This window comes from Agromyces sp. Y782 (genome assembly GCF_059445405.1).
The window spans coordinates 3,034,968-3,051,687 of record NZ_JCAIUG010000001.1; the positions used below are offsets into that span (position 1 = coordinate 3,034,968).

18 protein-coding genes and 1 tRNA gene are annotated in these 16,720 nt (G+C 67.9%); 12 read left to right on the top strand and 7 right to left on the bottom strand.

Annotated elements, in window-relative coordinates:
• Positions 1–122 precede the first annotated feature (122 nt).
• Complete coding sequence (locus tag AC1C2S_RS13800) at positions 123–869, top strand: phosphoglyceromutase (protein WP_495353087.1); 747 nt, start codon at positions 123–125, stop codon at positions 867–869.
• 146 nt (positions 870–1,015) lie between these two features.
• Here AC1C2S_RS13800 and phoU read toward each other — a convergent pair whose 3' ends face one another.
• Positions 1,016–1,675, bottom strand: coding sequence for a phosphate signaling complex protein PhoU (phoU, locus tag AC1C2S_RS13805; protein WP_495353088.1), 660 nt, complete (start codon positions 1,673–1,675; stop codon positions 1,016–1,018).
• 194 nt (positions 1,676–1,869) lie between these two features.
• On the opposite strand from phoU, the gene AC1C2S_RS13810 reads away from it, so the two are divergent.
• Positions 1,870–3,129, top strand: coding sequence for a sensor histidine kinase (locus AC1C2S_RS13810; RefSeq protein WP_495353089.1), 1,260 nt, complete (start codon positions 1,870–1,872; stop codon positions 3,127–3,129).
• On the top strand, positions 3,126–3,806 hold the full coding sequence (locus tag AC1C2S_RS13815; protein ID WP_495353090.1) for a winged helix-turn-helix domain-containing protein: 681 nt from the start codon (positions 3,126–3,128) through the stop codon (positions 3,804–3,806). Before AC1C2S_RS13810 ends, AC1C2S_RS13815 begins: the two co-directional genes overlap by 4 nt.
• 87 nt (positions 3,807–3,893) lie before the next feature.
• Here the strand turns inward: AC1C2S_RS13815 and AC1C2S_RS13820 are convergent, their stop codons facing one another.
• Entirely contained in the window at positions 3,894–4,376 is a 483-nt protein-coding gene (locus AC1C2S_RS13820; RefSeq protein WP_495353091.1) for a hypothetical protein, read from the bottom strand.
• 158 nt (positions 4,377–4,534) lie between these two features.
• Here AC1C2S_RS13820 and AC1C2S_RS13825 point away from each other — a divergent pair, with 158 nt between their 5' ends.
• From AC1C2S_RS13825 to rlmB, 4 genes are all read left to right on the top strand, one after another.
• Positions 4,535–5,017: a CarD family transcriptional regulator gene (locus AC1C2S_RS13825; RefSeq protein ID WP_022889889.1), complete on the top strand. Its 483-nt coding sequence runs from the start codon at positions 4,535–4,537 to the stop codon at positions 5,015–5,017.
• Positions 5,018–5,230: 213 nt separating this feature from the next.
• Positions 5,231–6,424 (top strand): 2-C-methyl-D-erythritol 4-phosphate cytidylyltransferase, encoded by a 1,194-nt coding sequence (gene ispD, locus AC1C2S_RS13830; protein ID WP_495353092.1) that lies wholly within the window; start codon positions 5,231–5,233, stop codon positions 6,422–6,424.
• A 48-nt stretch (positions 6,425–6,472) separates the two neighbouring features.
• Positions 6,473–7,897 carry a cysteine--tRNA ligase gene (gene cysS / locus AC1C2S_RS13835; protein ID WP_495353093.1) on the top strand — a complete coding sequence of 475 codons (1,425 nt, stop codon included), beginning with the start codon at positions 6,473–6,475 and terminating at the stop codon, positions 7,895–7,897.
• Positions 7,894–8,907 (top strand): 23S rRNA (guanosine(2251)-2'-O)-methyltransferase RlmB, encoded by a 1,014-nt coding sequence (gene rlmB / locus AC1C2S_RS13840; protein WP_495353094.1) that lies wholly within the window; start codon positions 7,894–7,896, stop codon positions 8,905–8,907. Before cysS ends, rlmB begins: the two co-directional genes overlap by 4 nt.
• Before the next feature lie 87 nt (positions 8,908–8,994).
• On the opposite strand, the gene AC1C2S_RS13845 is transcribed toward rlmB, so the two are convergent.
• The 3 genes from AC1C2S_RS13845 to AC1C2S_RS13855 all read right to left on the bottom strand — a co-directional run bounded on the left by AC1C2S_RS13845 (position 8,995) and on the right by AC1C2S_RS13855 (position 12,026).
• Entirely contained in the window at positions 8,995–9,258 is a 264-nt protein-coding gene (locus tag AC1C2S_RS13845; protein ID WP_495353095.1) for a GIY-YIG nuclease family protein, read from the bottom strand.
• 180 nt (positions 9,259–9,438) lie between these two features.
• Entirely contained in the window at positions 9,439–10,761 is a 1,323-nt protein-coding gene (locus AC1C2S_RS13850; RefSeq protein ID WP_495353096.1) for a DUF4032 domain-containing protein, read from the bottom strand.
• A gap of 164 nt (positions 10,762–10,925) precedes the next feature.
• Positions 10,926–12,026, bottom strand: a complete 1,101-nt coding sequence (locus tag AC1C2S_RS13855; RefSeq protein WP_495353097.1) for an ABC transporter ATP-binding protein — start codon at positions 12,024–12,026, stop codon at positions 10,926–10,928.
• 248 nt (positions 12,027–12,274) lie between these two features.
• On the opposite strand from AC1C2S_RS13855, the gene AC1C2S_RS13860 reads away from it, so the two are divergent.
• The 3 genes from AC1C2S_RS13860 (at position 12,275) to AC1C2S_RS13870 (ending at position 14,477) form a co-directional block, all read left to right on the top strand.
• Positions 12,275–13,201, top strand: a complete 927-nt coding sequence (locus AC1C2S_RS13860) for a DsbA family protein (RefSeq protein WP_495353098.1) — start codon at positions 12,275–12,277, stop codon at positions 13,199–13,201.
• 92 nt (positions 13,202–13,293) lie between these two features.
• A tRNA-Thr gene (locus AC1C2S_RS13865) sits at positions 13,294–13,366 on the top strand.
• Between the two features lie 4 nt (positions 13,367–13,370).
• Positions 13,371–14,477: a DMT family transporter gene (locus AC1C2S_RS13870; RefSeq protein ID WP_495353099.1), complete on the top strand. Its 1,107-nt coding sequence runs from the start codon at positions 13,371–13,373 to the stop codon at positions 14,475–14,477.
• On the opposite strand, the gene AC1C2S_RS13875 is transcribed toward AC1C2S_RS13870, so the two are convergent.
• Complete coding sequence (locus AC1C2S_RS13875) at positions 14,461–15,015, bottom strand: nitroreductase family protein (protein ID WP_495353100.1); 555 nt, start codon at positions 15,013–15,015, stop codon at positions 14,461–14,463. The genes AC1C2S_RS13870 and AC1C2S_RS13875 overlap by 17 nt on opposite strands.
• Positions 15,016–15,417, bottom strand: a complete 402-nt coding sequence (gene msrB / locus AC1C2S_RS13880; RefSeq protein WP_495353101.1) for a peptide-methionine (R)-S-oxide reductase MsrB — start codon at positions 15,415–15,417, stop codon at positions 15,016–15,018.
• Between the two features lie 236 nt (positions 15,418–15,653).
• On the opposite strand from msrB, the gene AC1C2S_RS13885 reads away from it, so the two are divergent.
• Together AC1C2S_RS13885 and AC1C2S_RS13890 are read left to right on the top strand one after the other, a co-directional pair.
• Positions 15,654–15,950 carry a DUF3263 domain-containing protein gene (locus AC1C2S_RS13885; RefSeq protein ID WP_495353102.1) on the top strand — a complete coding sequence of 99 codons (297 nt, stop codon included), beginning with the start codon at positions 15,654–15,656 and terminating at the stop codon, positions 15,948–15,950.
• A gap of 28 nt (positions 15,951–15,978) precedes the next feature.
• The gene (locus tag AC1C2S_RS13890) at positions 15,979–16,524 is read left to right on the top strand and encodes a LytR C-terminal domain-containing protein (protein WP_495353103.1); all 546 of its coding nucleotides are present in this window, start codon (positions 15,979–15,981) and stop codon (positions 16,522–16,524) included.
• Positions 16,525–16,720: the final 196 nt, after the last annotated feature.

Here is a 16,720-nt window from a genome sequence, read left to right on the forward strand (position 1 = left end):
AAGCGAAAGATGTAAATTGCGGAACTGATTTCGTTTGTTCGGCATGATGATTCTGTGTGAACAAGGACACAACGGTGCAGGCGTGAACGCAGCAGCGGATGCCTCGTCGATAGGCTGTTCGCATGTCTCACACCCTCGTGCTGCTTCGCCACGGCAACAGCGAATGGAACCAGAAGAACCTGTTCACCGGATGGGTCGACGTGCGACTCAGCGAACTCGGCACGGCCGAAGCGGTGCGCGCCGGCGAGCTGCTCGCCGAATCCGGCCTGCTCCCCGATGTGCAGCACACCTCCGTGCTGACCCGCGCCATCCAGACCGCGAACATCGCTCTCGACGTCGCCGATCGTGCGTGGATCGACGTGCGACGCTCGTGGCGCCTCAACGAACGCCACTACGGCGCGCTGCAGGGTCTCGACAAGGCCGAGACGCTCGAGAAGTACGGCCCCGAACAGTTCCAGCTCTGGCGCCGCTCATTCGACGTGCCGCCGCCGGTGCTGCCCGACGACGCCGAGTACTCCCAGGTCGGCGACCCGCGGTACGCGAACCTCGACGACACGGAGCTGCCCCGCACCGAGTGCCTGAAAGACGTCATCGAGCGCATGCTCCCGTACTGGCGCTCCGACATCATCCCCGACCTCGAGGCTGGCAAGACGGTGCTCGTGACGGCTCACGGCAACTCGCTGCGCGCGCTCGTCAAGCACCTCGACGGCATCAGCGACGACGACATCGCCGAGCTCAACATTCCGACCGGCATCCCCCTCGTCTACCGACTGGGCGACGACTTCATGCCGCTCGGTGCCGGGGAGTACCTCGACCCCGAGGCCGCCGCCGCCGGTGCTGCCGCGGTCGCTGCGCAGGGCAAGAAGTAGCCGCTCGTTGATCGAGCGCCGGATCGAGTCGGCGCACCAGCGCCGTATCGAGATCTAGCGAGCGCCGGCGAGCGTATCGAGATCCGGAAACGAGGGTCTCGATACGCTCCTGCGCCGCTCCTCGACCACCAGTGACGTGGTCGGTGTCAGAGTGCCGACTTCTCGGGGTCCCAGTCGCCGGTCGCGAGATACTGCACCTTCTTGGCGATCGAGACCGCGTGGTCGGCGAAACGCTCGTGATACCGGCTCGCGAGGGTCGCGTCGACCGTGTCGACCGCCTGGCCCTTCCACGTCTCGCCGAGCACCTTGTCGAAGACCTGGAGGTGCAGGGCGTCGATCTTGTCGTCGTCGTTGCGGATCTCCTCGGCGAGGTGCACGTCTTCGATGCGGAGCAGCTCGACGAGCTTGCGGGCGATCTCGACGTCGAGACGACCCATCTGGGCGAACGTCGGGCGCAGCGACTTCGGTACGACCTTGTCGGGAAAGCGGTAGCGCGCGAGCTGGGCGATGTGCGTCGACATGTCGCCCATGCGCTCGAGCGATGCGCTGATGCGCAATGCGCTCACGACGATGCGCAGGTCTCGTGCGACCGGCTGCTGGCGGGCGAGGATCGTGATCGCGAGTTCGTCGAGTGCGACCGTCTCCTGGTCGATGCGGTCGTCGTCGGCGATCACCTCTTCGGCCAGGCTCACGTTGGACTCGTTGAATGCACGTGTCGCCTTGTCGATCGATTCGGCCACGAGTTCGGCGAGCTCGACGAGCCGCTCCTGCACCTCGCGCAGTTCCTGCTGGAACACCTCACGCATGTCTGTGAATCCTTGTCTGCTCTGGTCTGCTCTGGTCTGTGACGGGACACGGATGTCCCGGGACGATCCGGCCCCGGGACATCCTCCCGGCGCAAGGTGAACAACTGGTGCCGGGACCCTGAACACTCACTAACGTACCGCCGCACATGCAGATAACGGCGGAGAGCACCGGATCGGCTGGTTAGTCTGGTTCCATGGACTCCACCTGGTTGGTGCTCACCGCACTGGCCTTCGGCACCTTCCTCGGCGCCGCCTTCATGATCGTGCTGCACGTGGCAGAGCGCCGCGGCTCGAATGCCGCGAAGGTCGTCGCGCCGACGATCCCCGATGGGGTCGACCAGGTGCTCGACGTGCTGGAGTCCGCCGGTGTCGTGCTCGATCCCTCGAACAACGTGCTTCGGGCCTCGCCCGGGGCGCTCGCGATGGGGCTCGTGCGCCAGCAGGCGCTCGTGCACCCGGAACTGCTCGAACTCGTGTCATCCGTTCGCCGCCGTGGCGATGCCATCGACGACGAGGTGACCGTCTCCCGCGGGCCCTTCGGCGAATCAACGGTGCGCCTGCACGTACGGGTCGCGCGCCTCGGCACGCGCTTCGTGCTGCTGCTCGCCGAGGACCGCACCGAGGCGCACCGCCTCGACGAGGTGCGCCGCGACTTCGTCGCGAACATCAGTCACGAACTGAAGACGCCGATCTCTTCGGTCAGCCTCCTCGCCGAGGCACTCGAACAAGCGGCCGACGAGCCCGAGCAGGTGCGCCGGTTCGTCGGGCGCCTCTCGGTCGAGGCCGCGCGTCTCGCGCACATCACGAGCGAGGTGATCGAGCTGTCGCGGTTGCAGGCGCGCGACGCGCTGCGGCCCGACCGGCGCGTGCGCGTCGACCAGGTCATCGCCGCAGCGGTCGACCAGAACCGCGTGGTCGCCGGGGCGAAGCAGGTCGAAGTCGCAGTGAAGGCCTCGGCGAAGGCGGAGGTCTACGGCGACCGTGCGCTCCTCGTCGTGGCGGTCCACAACCTGGTCGCGAACGCGATCGCCTACTCGAACTCGGGCGGCCGCGTCGGCGTCGGCGCGAAGGTCGTCGGCGACGTCGTCGAGATCGCCGTCACCGACCAGGGCATCGGCATCGAAGCCGACGAACTCGAGCGCGTCTTCGAGCGGTTCTACCGCGTCGATCAGGCGCGCTCGCGCAACACCGGCGGCTCCGGACTCGGCCTCAGCATCGTCAAGCACACCGTGCAGAATCACGGTGGCGACGTTCGGGTGTGGTCTCAGCCTGGTCGCGGCTCGACATTCATGATCCGACTGCCGCTCGCCGAGGCCGCGATCGAGCCGGAATCCGGCGATGGCGAGCTCGAGAGCCCTGCGGATGTCGCGCCGGGGCACGCCGCGAAGTCCAAGCCGTCATCGGCAATACCGGCTGCGAAGCTCGCAGCCTCCGATCGAGGAGACCATACGTGACCCGCATCCTGCTCGTCGAAGACGAGATCGCCCTGAGCGACCCCCTGAGCTTCCTCCTGGAGCGGGAGGGCTACGAGGTGGAGGTCGCGGCCGACGGCCTCGCGGCGGTCGCCGCGTTCGACCAGTCGGGCGCCGACCTCGTGCTCCTCGACCTCATGCTGCCGGGTCTGCCGGGCACCGAGGTGTGCCGTGAGATCCGCAGCCGCTCGACGGTGCCGATCATCATGCTGACGGCCAAAGACTCCGAGATCGACATCGTGGTGGGCCTTGAACTCGGCGCCGACGACTACGTCACGAAGCCGTATTCGACGCGTGAGCTGCTCGCCCGCATCCGGGCGGTCCTGCGTCGCCGCATCGAGATCGAGGACTTCGACGAGGCGGTGCTCGAAGGCGGCCGAGTACGCATGGACGTGGATCGGCACACCGTCGAAGTCGACGGAACGCCCGTGCCCATGCCGTTGAAGGAATTCGAGCTGCTCGAATTGCTGATGCGCAATCCCGGTCGCGTGCTGACGCGGGGCCAGCTCATCGACCGGGTCTGGGGCTCCGACTACTTCGGCGACACGAAGACGCTCGACGTGCACATCAAGCGCATCCGCTCGAAGATCGAATTGCAGCCCTCGGAGCCGGTGCAGCTCGTGACGGTGCGCGGGCTCGGCTACCGCTTCGAGGCGTGAGCGCGGCGCGGCAACGGTCGCGCCCAGCGGAACGGTACGCAGAAGGGGTGGCGGATGCCTTGCATCCACCACCCCTTCGCGGTGACGTCAGGGTACGAGGTGTGCGTACTCGGGCAGGCGGCCGTCGAGCACGGGGATGAGCTTCTCCACGCCCTCGACCGAGCCGTACTGGAAGAACATGGGAATGAGGCTGCCGGGTATGGAGTCGATGTCCTCGAGCAGCAGCGGCTCGACGACGTCGATGCCTTCGATGTCGTCGGTGCCGAATGCGACCGTGCTTCCGGCCTCGACCTCGATGGTCTGAGTGTCGCCGCCTCCGGCGCCGAACTGCACGCCGAGTTCGACATCATCGGTGCCGTTGTTCACGATGGTCATCACGAGGGTGCCGTCGACTCCGTCGTCGGAGACGACGAGGATGTTCCGGAGGTCGAGCTCGCCCACGTCGACTGAAACGCCGTCGCTCGCGTCGTAATGCTCGGTCGTCGCCTGGTATGTCAGCATCGAGCATCCGCTCGCGCCGAGCGCGATGCCGAGGGCCAGAGCAGCGGATGCCGCGAGACGCGCCTTCACAGAACCTCCAAGTGCAAGCGTGCGCGCGAGCGGTGGCCCGGGCGCAATGGGATCGGAACCGAGCATATCGTACGGAAGATGCCGCTCGAGAAGGGAGGCGGAACCTTAGCATGATCCTGAATGTGATATCCTGTTAGTTGCCGAAAGGACATCTATTCATGCTTTTTGAGGTTGGCGAAACCGTCGTTTACCCCCACCACGGTGCCGCAACGATCACCGAGGTCAAGAAACGCATCATCAAGGGTGAAGAGAAGCTCTACCTCAAGCTGAACGTCACGCAGGGCGACCTCGTCATCGAGGTGCCCGCTGAGAACGTCGACCTGGTCGGCGTTCGCGACGTCATCGGCAAAGAGGGCCTCGACAAGGTCTTCGAGGTATTGCGCGCCCCGTTCACCGAGGAGCCGACCAACTGGTCGCGTCGCTACAAGGCGAACCTCGAGAAGCTCGCTTCGGGCGACGTGATCAAGGTTTCCGAGGTCGTTCGCGACCTCTGGCGCCGCGATCAGGATCGCGGCCTCTCGGCCGGTGAGAAGCGCATGCTCGCGAAAGCGCGCCAGATTCTCATCTCCGAGCTCGCGCTCGCCGAGAAGACCGATGAAGAGGCGGCTTCGACCGTGCTCGATGAGGTGCTCGCCTCCTAGCGAGTCCTCACGAACGGCGGGCGCGAGAGCGCCCGCCGTTTCGCGTCTCTCCCACGTCGGTCGAATAGGCCCACGTCGGTCGAGTAGGCGCTCCAGCGCCGTATCGAGACCCCGCGCCAGGTCTCGCCACGCTCCCACGTCGCTACTCGACCTGTGTTGATCGCGCAAGTGCCGTATCGATACCCACCCGACGGCAGACGCGGCTACGCTCGAATGGTGAGTTCAGCGACCGCCGTCATCGTCGTCGCCGCGGGCAGCGGCACCCGGCTCGGCCACACCGAGCCGAAGGCGTTCGTACCGCTCGGCGACGGCACGATCCTCTCGATCGCCGTCGATGCCGTGCTCGGCATGCGCGAACCGCCGCACCTCGTGCTCGTCGTGCCGGCCGATCTGGTCGATGCCGCCAAGGCGGCGTTCGAGCAGGCCGCTGCCGAGGCATCCGTCCAGCTCGTCGTCGTGGCGGGCGGATCGACTCGTCAGCAATCCGTTGCTCGCGGCCTTGCGGCGCTCCCGCCCTCGGTCGAGACCGTGCTCGTGCACGATGCGGCGCGGGCCCTCGCACCCGCTCTCCTCTTCGACGAGGTCGCCGGTGCCGTTCGAGCCCGGCGGCGAGGCATCGTGCCGGCACTCGACGTGGTCGACACCGTCAAACGGGTCTCGAAAGACGGGCACGTGCTCGAGACCGTCGACCGGTCGACGCTGCGCGCGGTGCAGACGCCGCAGGGATTCCCGCGGGGGTCGCTCGATCACGCCTACGCCACGGTTCACGGAGACTTCACCGATGACGCGGCGCTCGTGGCGTCCGCCGGGCTCACCGTCGAAGTGGTGCCCGGCGACGTGCGTGCATTCAAGATCACCGTGCCGGCCGACCTCCACCGCGCAGAGCAGCTCGTGAACGAACGGCGGGCTACGGTCGCGGTCGGCCGTGGAGCGCCGCGCATCGGCACCGGCACGGACGTGCACGCGTTCGCCGACGACGCCGACGTGCCGCTCTGGCTCGCCGGTCTCGAATGGCCGGGCGAGCGCGGTCTGTCAGGCCACTCCGACGGCGATGCCGCGGCGCACGCGATCTGCGATGCCCTCCTCGCCGCTGCGGGGCTCGGCGACGTCGGTCAGGTGTTCGGCACGGCCGACGCACGATTCGAGGGGGCGCACGGCGAGGTGTTCCTGACCGAGACGCGCCGGCTCGTCGAAGCCGCGGGCTGGCGCGTGGGCAACGTCACGGTGCAGCTCGTCGGCAACCAGCCGAAGCTCGCGCCGCGCCGGGCCGAGGCCGAGGCGTTTCTGTCTCGCATCCTTCACGCGCCCGTCAGCGTGTCGGCGACGACGAGCGATGCGCTGGGATTCACCGGCCGCGGTGAGGGCGTCGCGGCGATTGCGACGGCCCTGTTGCTGCCCGTCGCCTGAGGCGCAGTCGCGGAGGTCTCGGACACGCCCGGCCGGTAGGCTTGCGGAGTGACCGTGCAACTCTACGACTCGAAGGCGCAGGCCCTCCGTGATTTCGTACCCCTCCGTGAGGGGCACGTCGGCATGTACGTCTGCGGACCGACGGTGCAGTCGAGCCCGCACATCGGGCACCTGCGCAGTGCACTGGTCTACGACATCATGCGTCGCTGGTTCGCATACCGCGGCAACGACGTCACGTTCGTGCGCAACGTCACCGACATCGAAGACAAGATCTTGAACGCGGCCGCCGCCTCGTCGACCGGTGAGCAGTGGTGGGCGCTCGCCTACCGCGTCGAACTCGAGTTCACGGCGGCGTATGCCTCGCTCGGCATCTTGGCGCCCACATACGAACCGCGGGCGACCGCGAGCGTGTCGCAGATGCAGGAGCTCATCGAGCGGCTCATCGAGCGCGGCTATGCGTACGCGGCCCCGGATGCCTCGGGCGACGTGTACTTCGACACTGCGAGCTGGCCCGCCTACGGCGAGCTCACGCGTCAGACCCTCGACAACATGGAGGCCGCGGCCGACGCCAACCCGCGCGGCAAGCGCGACCCGCGCGACTTCGCCCTCTGGAAGGGCCGCAAGGAGGCCGAACCGGATTCGGCGAGCTGGGCCTCGCCGTGGGGCGATGGTCGCCCCGGCTGGCACATCGAATGCTCGGCCATGGCCACACGATACCTCGGCACCGAATTCGACATTCACGGCGGCGGCCTCGACCTGCGTTTCCCGCACCACGAGAACGAACTCGCGCAGTCGACCGCGGCCGGCGACGAGTACGCCCGATATTGGGTGCACAACGGACTCGTGAATATCGGCGGGCAGAAGATGTCCAAGTCGCTCGGCAACTCCGTGTACGCGGCGGAGTTGTTCGAGCTCGCCTCGCCGCTCGCCGTGCGCTACCTTCTCGGCGCCGCGCACTACCGGTCGACGCTCGACTACGTGCCCGGTTCCCTCACCGAGGCCGAGGCGGTCGTCGACCGCATCCGCGTCTTCCTGTCCCGAGTCGAGCGGCGGCTCGCCGGCACCAGGTACGCCGGAATCGGCGCCCCGGTGATTCCCGACGTCTTCGCCGCGGCGATGGACGACGACCTCGGGGTGCCGCAGGCACTCGCCGTGCTGCACGACACGGTACGCGCCGGCAATCAGGCGCTCGACGCCGAAGAGCTGCACGACGCGGCAGTGGCGCACGGGCAGGTCGTCGCCATGGTCGAGGTGCTCGGCATCGATCCGCGCGACGCCCAGTGGGCGGCGGCCGACGCCGGCCCCGCGGCATCCGCCCTCGACGCCCTCGTCACCGGCCTCATCGAAGACCGCCAGGCTGCGCGCGAGTCGAAGGACTACGCTGCCGCAGACCGCATCCGCACCGAACTCTCGGCCGCGGGCATCACCATCGAAGACAGCCAGACCGGAACGCATTGGAGCTTGGGACTATGAAAGGCAGCAGCGGCAAGTCGCGCGCCGGAGCCGTGCGCAAGGGGACGAGCAAGCAAGTCGGCTCCGGAGGCCAGGGGCGTCAGGCGCTCGAAGGTAAGGGGCCGACGCCGAAGGCGGAGGATCGTGCTTGGCATCCCGCGGGCAAGCGCAAGGCGGCGGAAGAGCGCTATCGCTCGTCCGGCGGCAAGCGGGTTGCGGGCCAGGAGCAGCGTGGGGGCGCTCCGCGCGGCACGTCGGGTGCTGCTCGACGGCCGAAGTCGGGCGACGAGTCCGAGATCGTGACCGGCCGCAACTCGGTTGTCGAGGCGCTTCGAGCGCGTATTCCGGCGACGACGCTGTATGTCGGCGCGCGCGTCGAGATGGACGACCGCGTGCGCGAGGCGATGAAGGTCGCCACGAACCGCGGCATCCCCATTCTCGAGGTCATGAAACCCGAACTCGATCGGCTCGCCGGCGACGGCGGCGTGCATCAGGGGCTCGCGCTGAAGGTGCCCGCCTACGAGTACGCGCATCCGATCGAATTGCTCGACGAGGTGTTGGCCCGCGACGAGACCCCGCTGTTCGTCGCGCTCGACGGCATCACCGACCCGCGCAACCTCGGCGCGATCCTCCGCTCGACGGGAGCGTTCGGCGGCCAGGGCGTCATCGTGCCGCAGCGTCGCTCGGTCGGAGTGAACTCCGCAGCGTGGAAGACCTCGGCAGGTGCGGCGGCACGGGTGCCCGTGGCGATGGCGCCGAACCTCACGCAGACGCTCAAGGCGCTGAAGGAACGCGGGGTCTTCGTGCTCGGCCTCGACGGCGGCGGAGATGTCTCGCTGCCTGGCCTTTCATGGGCAGATCGTCCGATTGTGATCGTCGTGGGCAGCGAGGGCAAGGGGCTCTCGCGGCTCGTCGCCCAGACATGCGACGCGATCGTCTCGATCCCGATCAGTGCCGCGACCGAGTCGCTGAACGCTGGCATCGCGGCATCCGTCACCCTCTACGAGATCTCCAAGCTCCGCGCCGAATAAGGCCGTTCGTCGGCCGAGTAGTGAGCGTCGGCGAGCGTATCGAGACCCGCCGAGCACTACTCGCGTTCGTTGGTCGAGTAGTGAGCGTCAGCGAGCGTATCGAGACCCGCCCGTGATCGAGGGTTCGTTGGTCGAGTAGTGAGCGTCAGCGAGCGTATCGAGACCCGCACGAGCGTACGCTTCGTCGATCCGTGGAAACTCCTCTGCGAAGACGAGGCGTACGGGGCGTCTGACGCGCGTATACGCGGCGCCCTCACCTGCATTGTGTTGCGCGATCCGGCGTTCGAGGTCGATCGTGCTGCCGACGTAGTAGCTTCCGTCCGCGCATTCGAGGATGTACATGTGGGCCATGCCCGCAAGTCTGCCGATGTTCCGCCCAGGGGATCCACGTTGTCCACAGGGGGTCTCGATACGCTCGCTGGCGCTCGCTACTCGACCGGCGGGTTCCTGTGGGGGATCGATACGCTCGCTGGCGCTCGCTACTCGACCAACGGACCTGTATACGCTCGTTACGGCGGGTATCGGTGTGGGTCAGACGTTCATTCGCCAGTCGCCGTCGTCGTCGGGATCGAGGGCGGCGAAGGCCGCGGTATCGGTCGAGGGGATCGTCTCGACCGGCATGGTGAACGCGCCGGTCGGCGGCCCGATCACGGTCGCCTCGTCGCGCCGGTGCCGCAACACGGTGTTGATATAGGAGGTCACCGCTTCAGCCAGCGGGATGTCGTGCCCGGCCTGCTGGGCGAGATACCAGCGGTGGTCGAGCAACTGGTGGAAGACCTCGGCCGGCTCGAGCTTGCCGCGCAGCTCGAGCGGAATCGCCCGTACGACAGGTTCGAACACGCGCATGAGCCACTCGTGCGCGACCATCTCCTCGTCGAGCTCGGTCTTGCCGTAGGCGGCCCGGTACGAGTCGAGGTCGTTGAGCAGTCGCCGGGCCTGGTTCTCGCCGGCGTCGACGCCGGTGAGTCGCAGCAGGCGCCGCTGATGGTGGCCGGCGTCGACGACCTTCGGCTGGATGCGCACGGTCGTGCCGGTCTCGTCGGTCTTGATCGCGAGCTCTTCGATGTCGAAGCCGAGCTCGTTCAGGCGGTTCACGCGTTCGTTGATGCGCCATCGCTCGGCGCTCGAGAACGACTCGGATCCGGTGAGTTCGATCCAGAGGCTTCGATATGCCTCGACGATGCCGTTCGAGATATTCACGGGATCGAGTTCGTCGGCCACCTTGCCGCCCGCTTCGAGGTCGAGCAGTTCGCCCGCGATGTTGACCCGGGCGATCTCGAGGTCGTTCTCGCGTTGGCCGTTCGAGAGTCCGCCCTCGTAGAGCTTGCCGGTCTCGGCGTCGACGAGGTATGCCGCGAATGCACCCGCGTCGCGGCGGAACAGTGTGTTCGAGAGTGAGACGTCACCCCAGAAGAATCCGACGATGTGCAGGCGCACCAACAGCACGGCGAGGGCGTCGACGAGCCGCGTCGCGGTGTCGGGCCGGAGGGTCTGCGAGAAGAGTGCCCGATAGGGGAGTGAGAAGCGGAGGTGCCGAGTGACGAGCACGGGCTTCAGTGCGTCGCCTTCGGCATCGGTGCGATTGGTGATGAACGCGACGGGCTCGACGCACGGGATGTCGAGACGCTGCAGCGTGCGCAGCATCTCGTACTCGCCCTTGGCCATGTCGGCCGTCGTCTCCTTGATCGCCACGACGTGGGCGCCGAGGTGCGCGAACCGCACGAGGTGGCGTGAGATTCCCTTGGGCAGTGCCGCGATGGTGTCGTTCGGCCACGCCTCGAGAGGGAGGTCCCAGGGCAGGTCGAGCAGTGCAGGGTCGGCCATGGCCGAGGTGATGGAGAGTGAGCCGCTCATTTGTGCTTCAGCGTAGTCGCGGTTGCGAGGGGACACCGATGGAGCGGACACCGATGGAGCGGGCGCAGATGGAGCGGGCGCAGATGGTGTGGGCGCAGAACGGGCGGAGAACAACGATGCCGGCCGGGCCGAGGCCCGGCCGGCATCGCCGGTGACTGCGTCGGTCAGCTCACCACGACCTTGCCGCCGAGGCGGTCGCCCGACTCTGCGTCGAAGAGGTGCACGTGGTTCGGCGTGGCAGTGAGGTACACCTTGTCGCCGGCTGACGGGTGCAGGCGTCCGTCGACGCGAGCGACGATGTCGGTGCGCTTGCCCTCGACCGTGGAGTGGCCGTAGAGGTAGCCGTCGGCGCCGAGCTCTTCGACGAGGTCGACCTCGACTGCGAGGCCCTCACCCTGAGTGGCCGACACGACGATGTCTTCGGGGCGCACGCCGATGGTGGCGACCTTGCCACTCGACTGGGCGAGCGTCTCGCGGTCGACCGGCACCGTTGCGGTGCCGAACTTGATGCCATCGTCGACGAGGTCGGCGTGGAACAGGTTCATCGCGGGCGAGCCGATGAAGCCGGCGACGAACACGTTCTTCGGGGCTTCGTACAGATCGCGCGGGGTGCCGACCTGCTGCAGGACGCCGTCTTTCAGCACGGCGATGCGGTCGCCCATGGTGAGCGCCTCGGTCTGGTCGTGCGTGACGTAGACCGTGGTGACGCCGAGACGACGCTGGAGCGAGGCGATCTGCGTACGGGTCTGCACACGGAGCTTCGCGTCGAGGTTCGACAGCGGCTCATCCATGAGGAACACCTGGGGCTGGCGCACGATCGCGCGGCCCATGGCGACGCGCTGACGCTGGCCGCCCGAGAGTGCCTTCGGCTTGCGTGCCAGGTAGGGCTCGAGGTCGAGGAGCTTGGCCGCCTCGAGTACACGAGCAGCGCGCTCCTCTTTGCCGATGCCCGCGATCTTGAGCGCGAAGCCCATGTTCTCGGCGACGGTCATGTGCGGGTAGAGCGCGTAGTTCTGGAAGACCATCGCGATGTCGCGGTCTTTCGGCGGCACGTCGGTGACGTTGCGGTCGCCGATGAAGATGTTGCCCTCGTTGACCTCTTCGAGGCCGGCGAGCATGCGGAGCGAGGTTGACTTGCCGCAACCAGAGGGGCCGACGAGGACGAGGAACTCGCCGTCTGCCACCTCGAGGTCGAGCTGATCGACGGCCGGCCGGTTGCCTCCGGGGTAGATGCGGGTGGCCTTGTCGAACGTGACTGACGCCATGATTCTGTTTCTCCTTCACCGGCAGGTACGTGCCGGACGATCCGTTGTGATGGACTGCGTCGACGCTGACGCCCACTCAGTATCGCATGCACGGGTGGCCGCGATGCACACGTTCCGGCCGGGGCATCCAGTCGGAACTCGGCGCGCTCGCGGCATCCGTTTGGGTGATTCCCAGCCATCCTCCCTACTATCGTCTTTGCGTCCGCATGCACAAGCGCGCGCCCACACAGCGACCGGAGTGACCATCGATGAGCAACGGCGGATCGAATCAGCCACGTCCCACCCGTAACGAGCAGCGCGAAGCGGCACGTGAGACGGCGCGAGTTCTCCGCGAGGACCAGAAGAAGCGCGAGCGCCGCAACAAGGTGCTCCTTCAGGGCGGCGTCATCGTCGCAGTCGTCGCGATCGCGGCGGTCATCGGCACGCTGATCTTCCAGAGCGTCAAGCCGGCGGGCCCCGGCCCCGCCAACATGGCGAGCGACGGCATTCTGCTCACGGGTGTCGACGGCGTCATCACGGCGACCGAGACCCCTGCGCTGGCTGCCGGCGGCACCCCGACCCCGACCGTGCCCGACGACAGCGGCACCGTGGCCAACATCGTCATGTACATCGACTACCTGTGCCCGTTCTGCGGCCAGTTCGAGTCGACGAACTCCGAGTCGATCAGAACGATGGTCGAGTCGGGGGCTGCGACGCTCGAGGTGCACCCGATCGCACTGCTGACCAACAAGTCGGCCGGCACGCAGTACTCGTTGCGCGCCGCGAACGCTGCGGCATGCGTCGCGGATGCCTCGCCCGAGTCGTTCTTCGACTTCAACGCACTGCTCTTCGAGAACCAGCCCGAAGAGACGTCGACCGGCCTCGACGATTCCAAGATCAAGGCGCTCGCGAAAGAGGCGGGTGTCAGTTCCCTCTCGACGATCGAGAAGTGCATCGACGACACCCAGTTCAAGAAGTGGGTTCAGGATGCCACGACGCGCGCGCTGACCGAGCCGGTGCCCAATTCCGACCTCGAGTCGATCAAGGGCACCCCGACGGTGCTCGTGAACGGCAAGCAGTACGAGGGCTCGCTCACGGATCCGGCCGAGTTCCAGTCGTTCGTGCTGCAGGCGACGGGTGAGACCTTCTCGGAGTCGACCTCGACGCCGACTCCGACGCCCACGCCGGCGTCCTGACGACCGCAGCGCCCAACGGGGGTCCGGCTGCTGCCGGGCCTCCGCGCGTTCGGCGTGCATGCGATCGATAGGATGTCGGAGAGGCACGCCTCGCCGGCTTGGCGCAATTGGTAGCGCACCGCTCTTGTAAAGCGGGGGTTGTGGGTTCGAGTCCCATAGCCGGCTCTTGATGCAGAATTCAGCCGCGAAGACCGTCGACGAGACGGACCGCATCGCCCGCACGAACCACGAGCATGCTCATGCTGATCGCTCCCGTCTGCCGATGTGGCTCGCACTCGTGCTCGCGCTCGCCTTCGGAGCCTTGACGGCGTTGCAGTCGCGAGTGAACGGCCAGCTCGCGGCTGCGCTCGACGACCCGTTCACGGCAGCGGCGATCTCCTTCGGCAGCGGCCTCGTCATCCTGCTCGCCGTGCTGAGCCTGTGGCGGCCAGGGCGGGTCGGCACGGCACGTGTCATCGGCGCACTGCGCCGGCGGGAACTCGCGTGGTGGATCGTGCTCGGCGGCCTCGCGGGAGCCTGGTTCGTGACCACGCAGGGCCTGTCCGCGGGCGTCATCGGCGTGGCCCTGTTCACGATCGCCATCGTCGCGGGGCAGACCATCGGCGGAATCGTCTTCGACCTCGTCGGCCTCGGGCCCGGCGGTCGCCGGCCGCTCAGCGCGACGCGTGTCGCAGGCGCGGTCCTCGCGCTCGCCGCGATCGGCTGGGCGGTGTCGGCTCAGATCGCGAACGAGGTGCCGGTGCTCCTCATGGTGCTGCCGTTCGTCGCGGGCCTCGGCTCGGCGTGGCAGCAGGCGGTGAACGGTCGGGTCAAGGTGCTCGCCGGCAGCGCGCTCACCGCGACGGTGTTCAACTTCGCGGTCGGCACCACGGCCCTCGTCGTCGTGATGCTCGTGCACGCGGCATCCGCGGGGTGGCCCGCTGCGATGCCGACCGAACCATGGCTCTACGCGGGAGGTGCGATCGGCTGCATCTTCATCGCCGGGCAGGCGATGCTCGTTCGCGTCATCGGGGTGCTCCTGCTCGCCCTCTGCGGGGTTGCTGGGCAGCTCACGGCAGCGCTCGCCCTCGATCTACTGCTGCCGACGGCCGGTCGGCCGGTCGATCTCGCGACGATCGGCGGCACGGCACTGGCGCTCGTCGCCGTCGTGGTCGCATCGATCCGCTGGGGTCGGCGGAAGCATGCAGCTCCGCACGTGGCCGACGCGACGGGCGGTGTCGACGTGACGGCCGCCGACGACGCGACGACCGACACCGGGATCAGTCGAGCGAACTGAACCGCGAGGCGGCCGCGACGTCGGGGCCGCGATCGGGTCGCGGGCTGTCTGGCAGTCCGCCGACGTACAGCCAGCCGAGGAGTCGTTCACCGGACGCGAGACCGTGCAGTTCGGCGACGAGTGGATGCCGCGTGTGCGGGCCCGAGCGCCACATCACGCCCCATCCCGCCTCGTCGAGTAGCAGGCTCAGCTGATGGGCGACGCCCGCCGCAACCGCCTCCTGCTCCCACTCCGGCACCTTGTGGTGCTGTGAGGTGACGGCCACGATCGCGAGCAGCAACGGCGCCCGCAGCGGCTTGCCCGCGAGCCGGGCGCCGTGTTCGCCGTCGAGTCCGGCCGCACCTGCGAGCGCAGTGCCCAGTCGAACGCGAGCGTCACCGCGAAGGGCGATCACCCGCCACGGCCGTAGCGCGGCGTGATCGGCGACCCGGCCTGCCGCCTCGAGCAACGCGATGATCTGGGGGTCATCGGGCGAGGCATCCGTCACCTTCGGCGCCGACCGTCTCGCGAGCATGGCCTCGCGAACGGAAGCCGCCACTCAGGCCTCGGCCGTGAAGTCGAGGGAGAGCGAGTTCATGCAGTAGCGGTCGCCGGTGGGGGTGCCGAACCCGTCGGGGAAGACGTGGCCGAGGTGTGAGCCGCAATTCGCACAGCGCACCTCGGTGCGCACCATGCCGAGCGAGGAGTCTTCGATGAGCTCGACGGCCTCGGGGCGAACCGACTCGTAGAAACTCGGCCAGCCGCAGCCGGAGTCGAACTTCGTGCCGCTCTGGAAGAGCTCGGCGCCGCACGCGGCGCACGCATACACGCCGGCGCGCTCTTCATCGAGGAGTTCACCCGTCCAGGGGCGCTCCGTCGCCGCCTCCCGGAGCACCGAGTATTGCTCGTCACCGAGCTCGGAACGCCATTCCTCTTCGGTCTTGTCCACGTTGTACGCCATGTGCGGTCCTCTCTCAGTCCTCGCGTCGGTGCTCGACCATGCTCGCAGGTCCGGCGGCGGGTTCCGACATCGGTTGCAACGCACCGACGCGCTCCGATGTTCCGAGCTGCGGGCGGGTGCGCGGGATGGACCGCGAGCGGACGGGACACACGCCGCCGCCACTCGGCTCGTGCACGGGCGAGAGTGTCTAGGATTTGTGCAGGCGGTGCATCCGGCTCGCCTCGATGGGAGGTCGTATGAGCGCCGAGCGCACGCAGCGCCGTCCCCCCGAGTCGGCACTCGACGAACGCGCTGTACGCGTGCTCGCGTTCGAGTCACGTGCGTGGCAGCAGCCGGGCGCGAAGGCGGAGGCGATCCGCGACGAGTTCGCGATCTCCGCCGCCCGCTACTATCGGATACTCGGCGAACTCATCGATTCGCCCGCGGCCCTCCGGCACGACCCCATGCTCGTCAAGCGACTGCAGCGGTTGCGTGCGGCCCGGGCGGCGGCGCGAACGCGGCGTTCCCTCTCGATCGGCCGACCGCTCGACTGAGCGCGGCCCCGACCCGACGACTGGACCCATGGCGCAGAAGTTCCCCCGTGATCGTTTCGACTCGATTCCGCATGGCATCGATCGCGTCGGCGCGCATCGGGCGCCCGCACGCAAAGGTGCCGGCTGGATCACCTTCGGTTGGGCGACGCTCGCGACCGTCGTACTGGTGGGCGTGGGGATCGCCGCCGTCATGCTCTTCAACGACCGGCTGAACGTCGGCGATCCGACGGCCGCAGGGCCGAGCGCCGAGCCGGTCGTCACCGCCGAGCCCGTGGTCGCCCCCGACATCCCGGTGCTCGTGCTGAACGGCACGGCCACGTCGGGCCTCGCAGCCAGGGCGGAGGAGACCCTCGTCGCCAGCGGCGTGCCGGTCGGCTCCACCGCGAACGCCAGCGACGACACCCTGACCGAGACCGTCGTGTACTACGCGACACCCGACCTCGAGGGGGCCGCTCGAGGCGTCGCGCAGTTCCTGCCCGAGGCCGACGTGCGGATGTCCGACCAGTTCGTGGCAACAGGCAACCAGCTCGTCGTCGTGCTCGGATCCGACTACGCGGACGCCACGGCGGGCTGACCGTCGATCCAATCGTTGCCATTCCGAGACCTGTTGGCCGGTCGATGCTCTTGTGCCCGCACGCCTCGTCGTGAGTATCTGGACTCGGTCGCTCTACCCGTGTGAACGCCCGGTGCCGTCTCGGCGCCCCGTCAGCACGAACGAGGGCCCGGTACAGGCGACAGGCACGTGCTGATCGACACACGGCAACATGGGA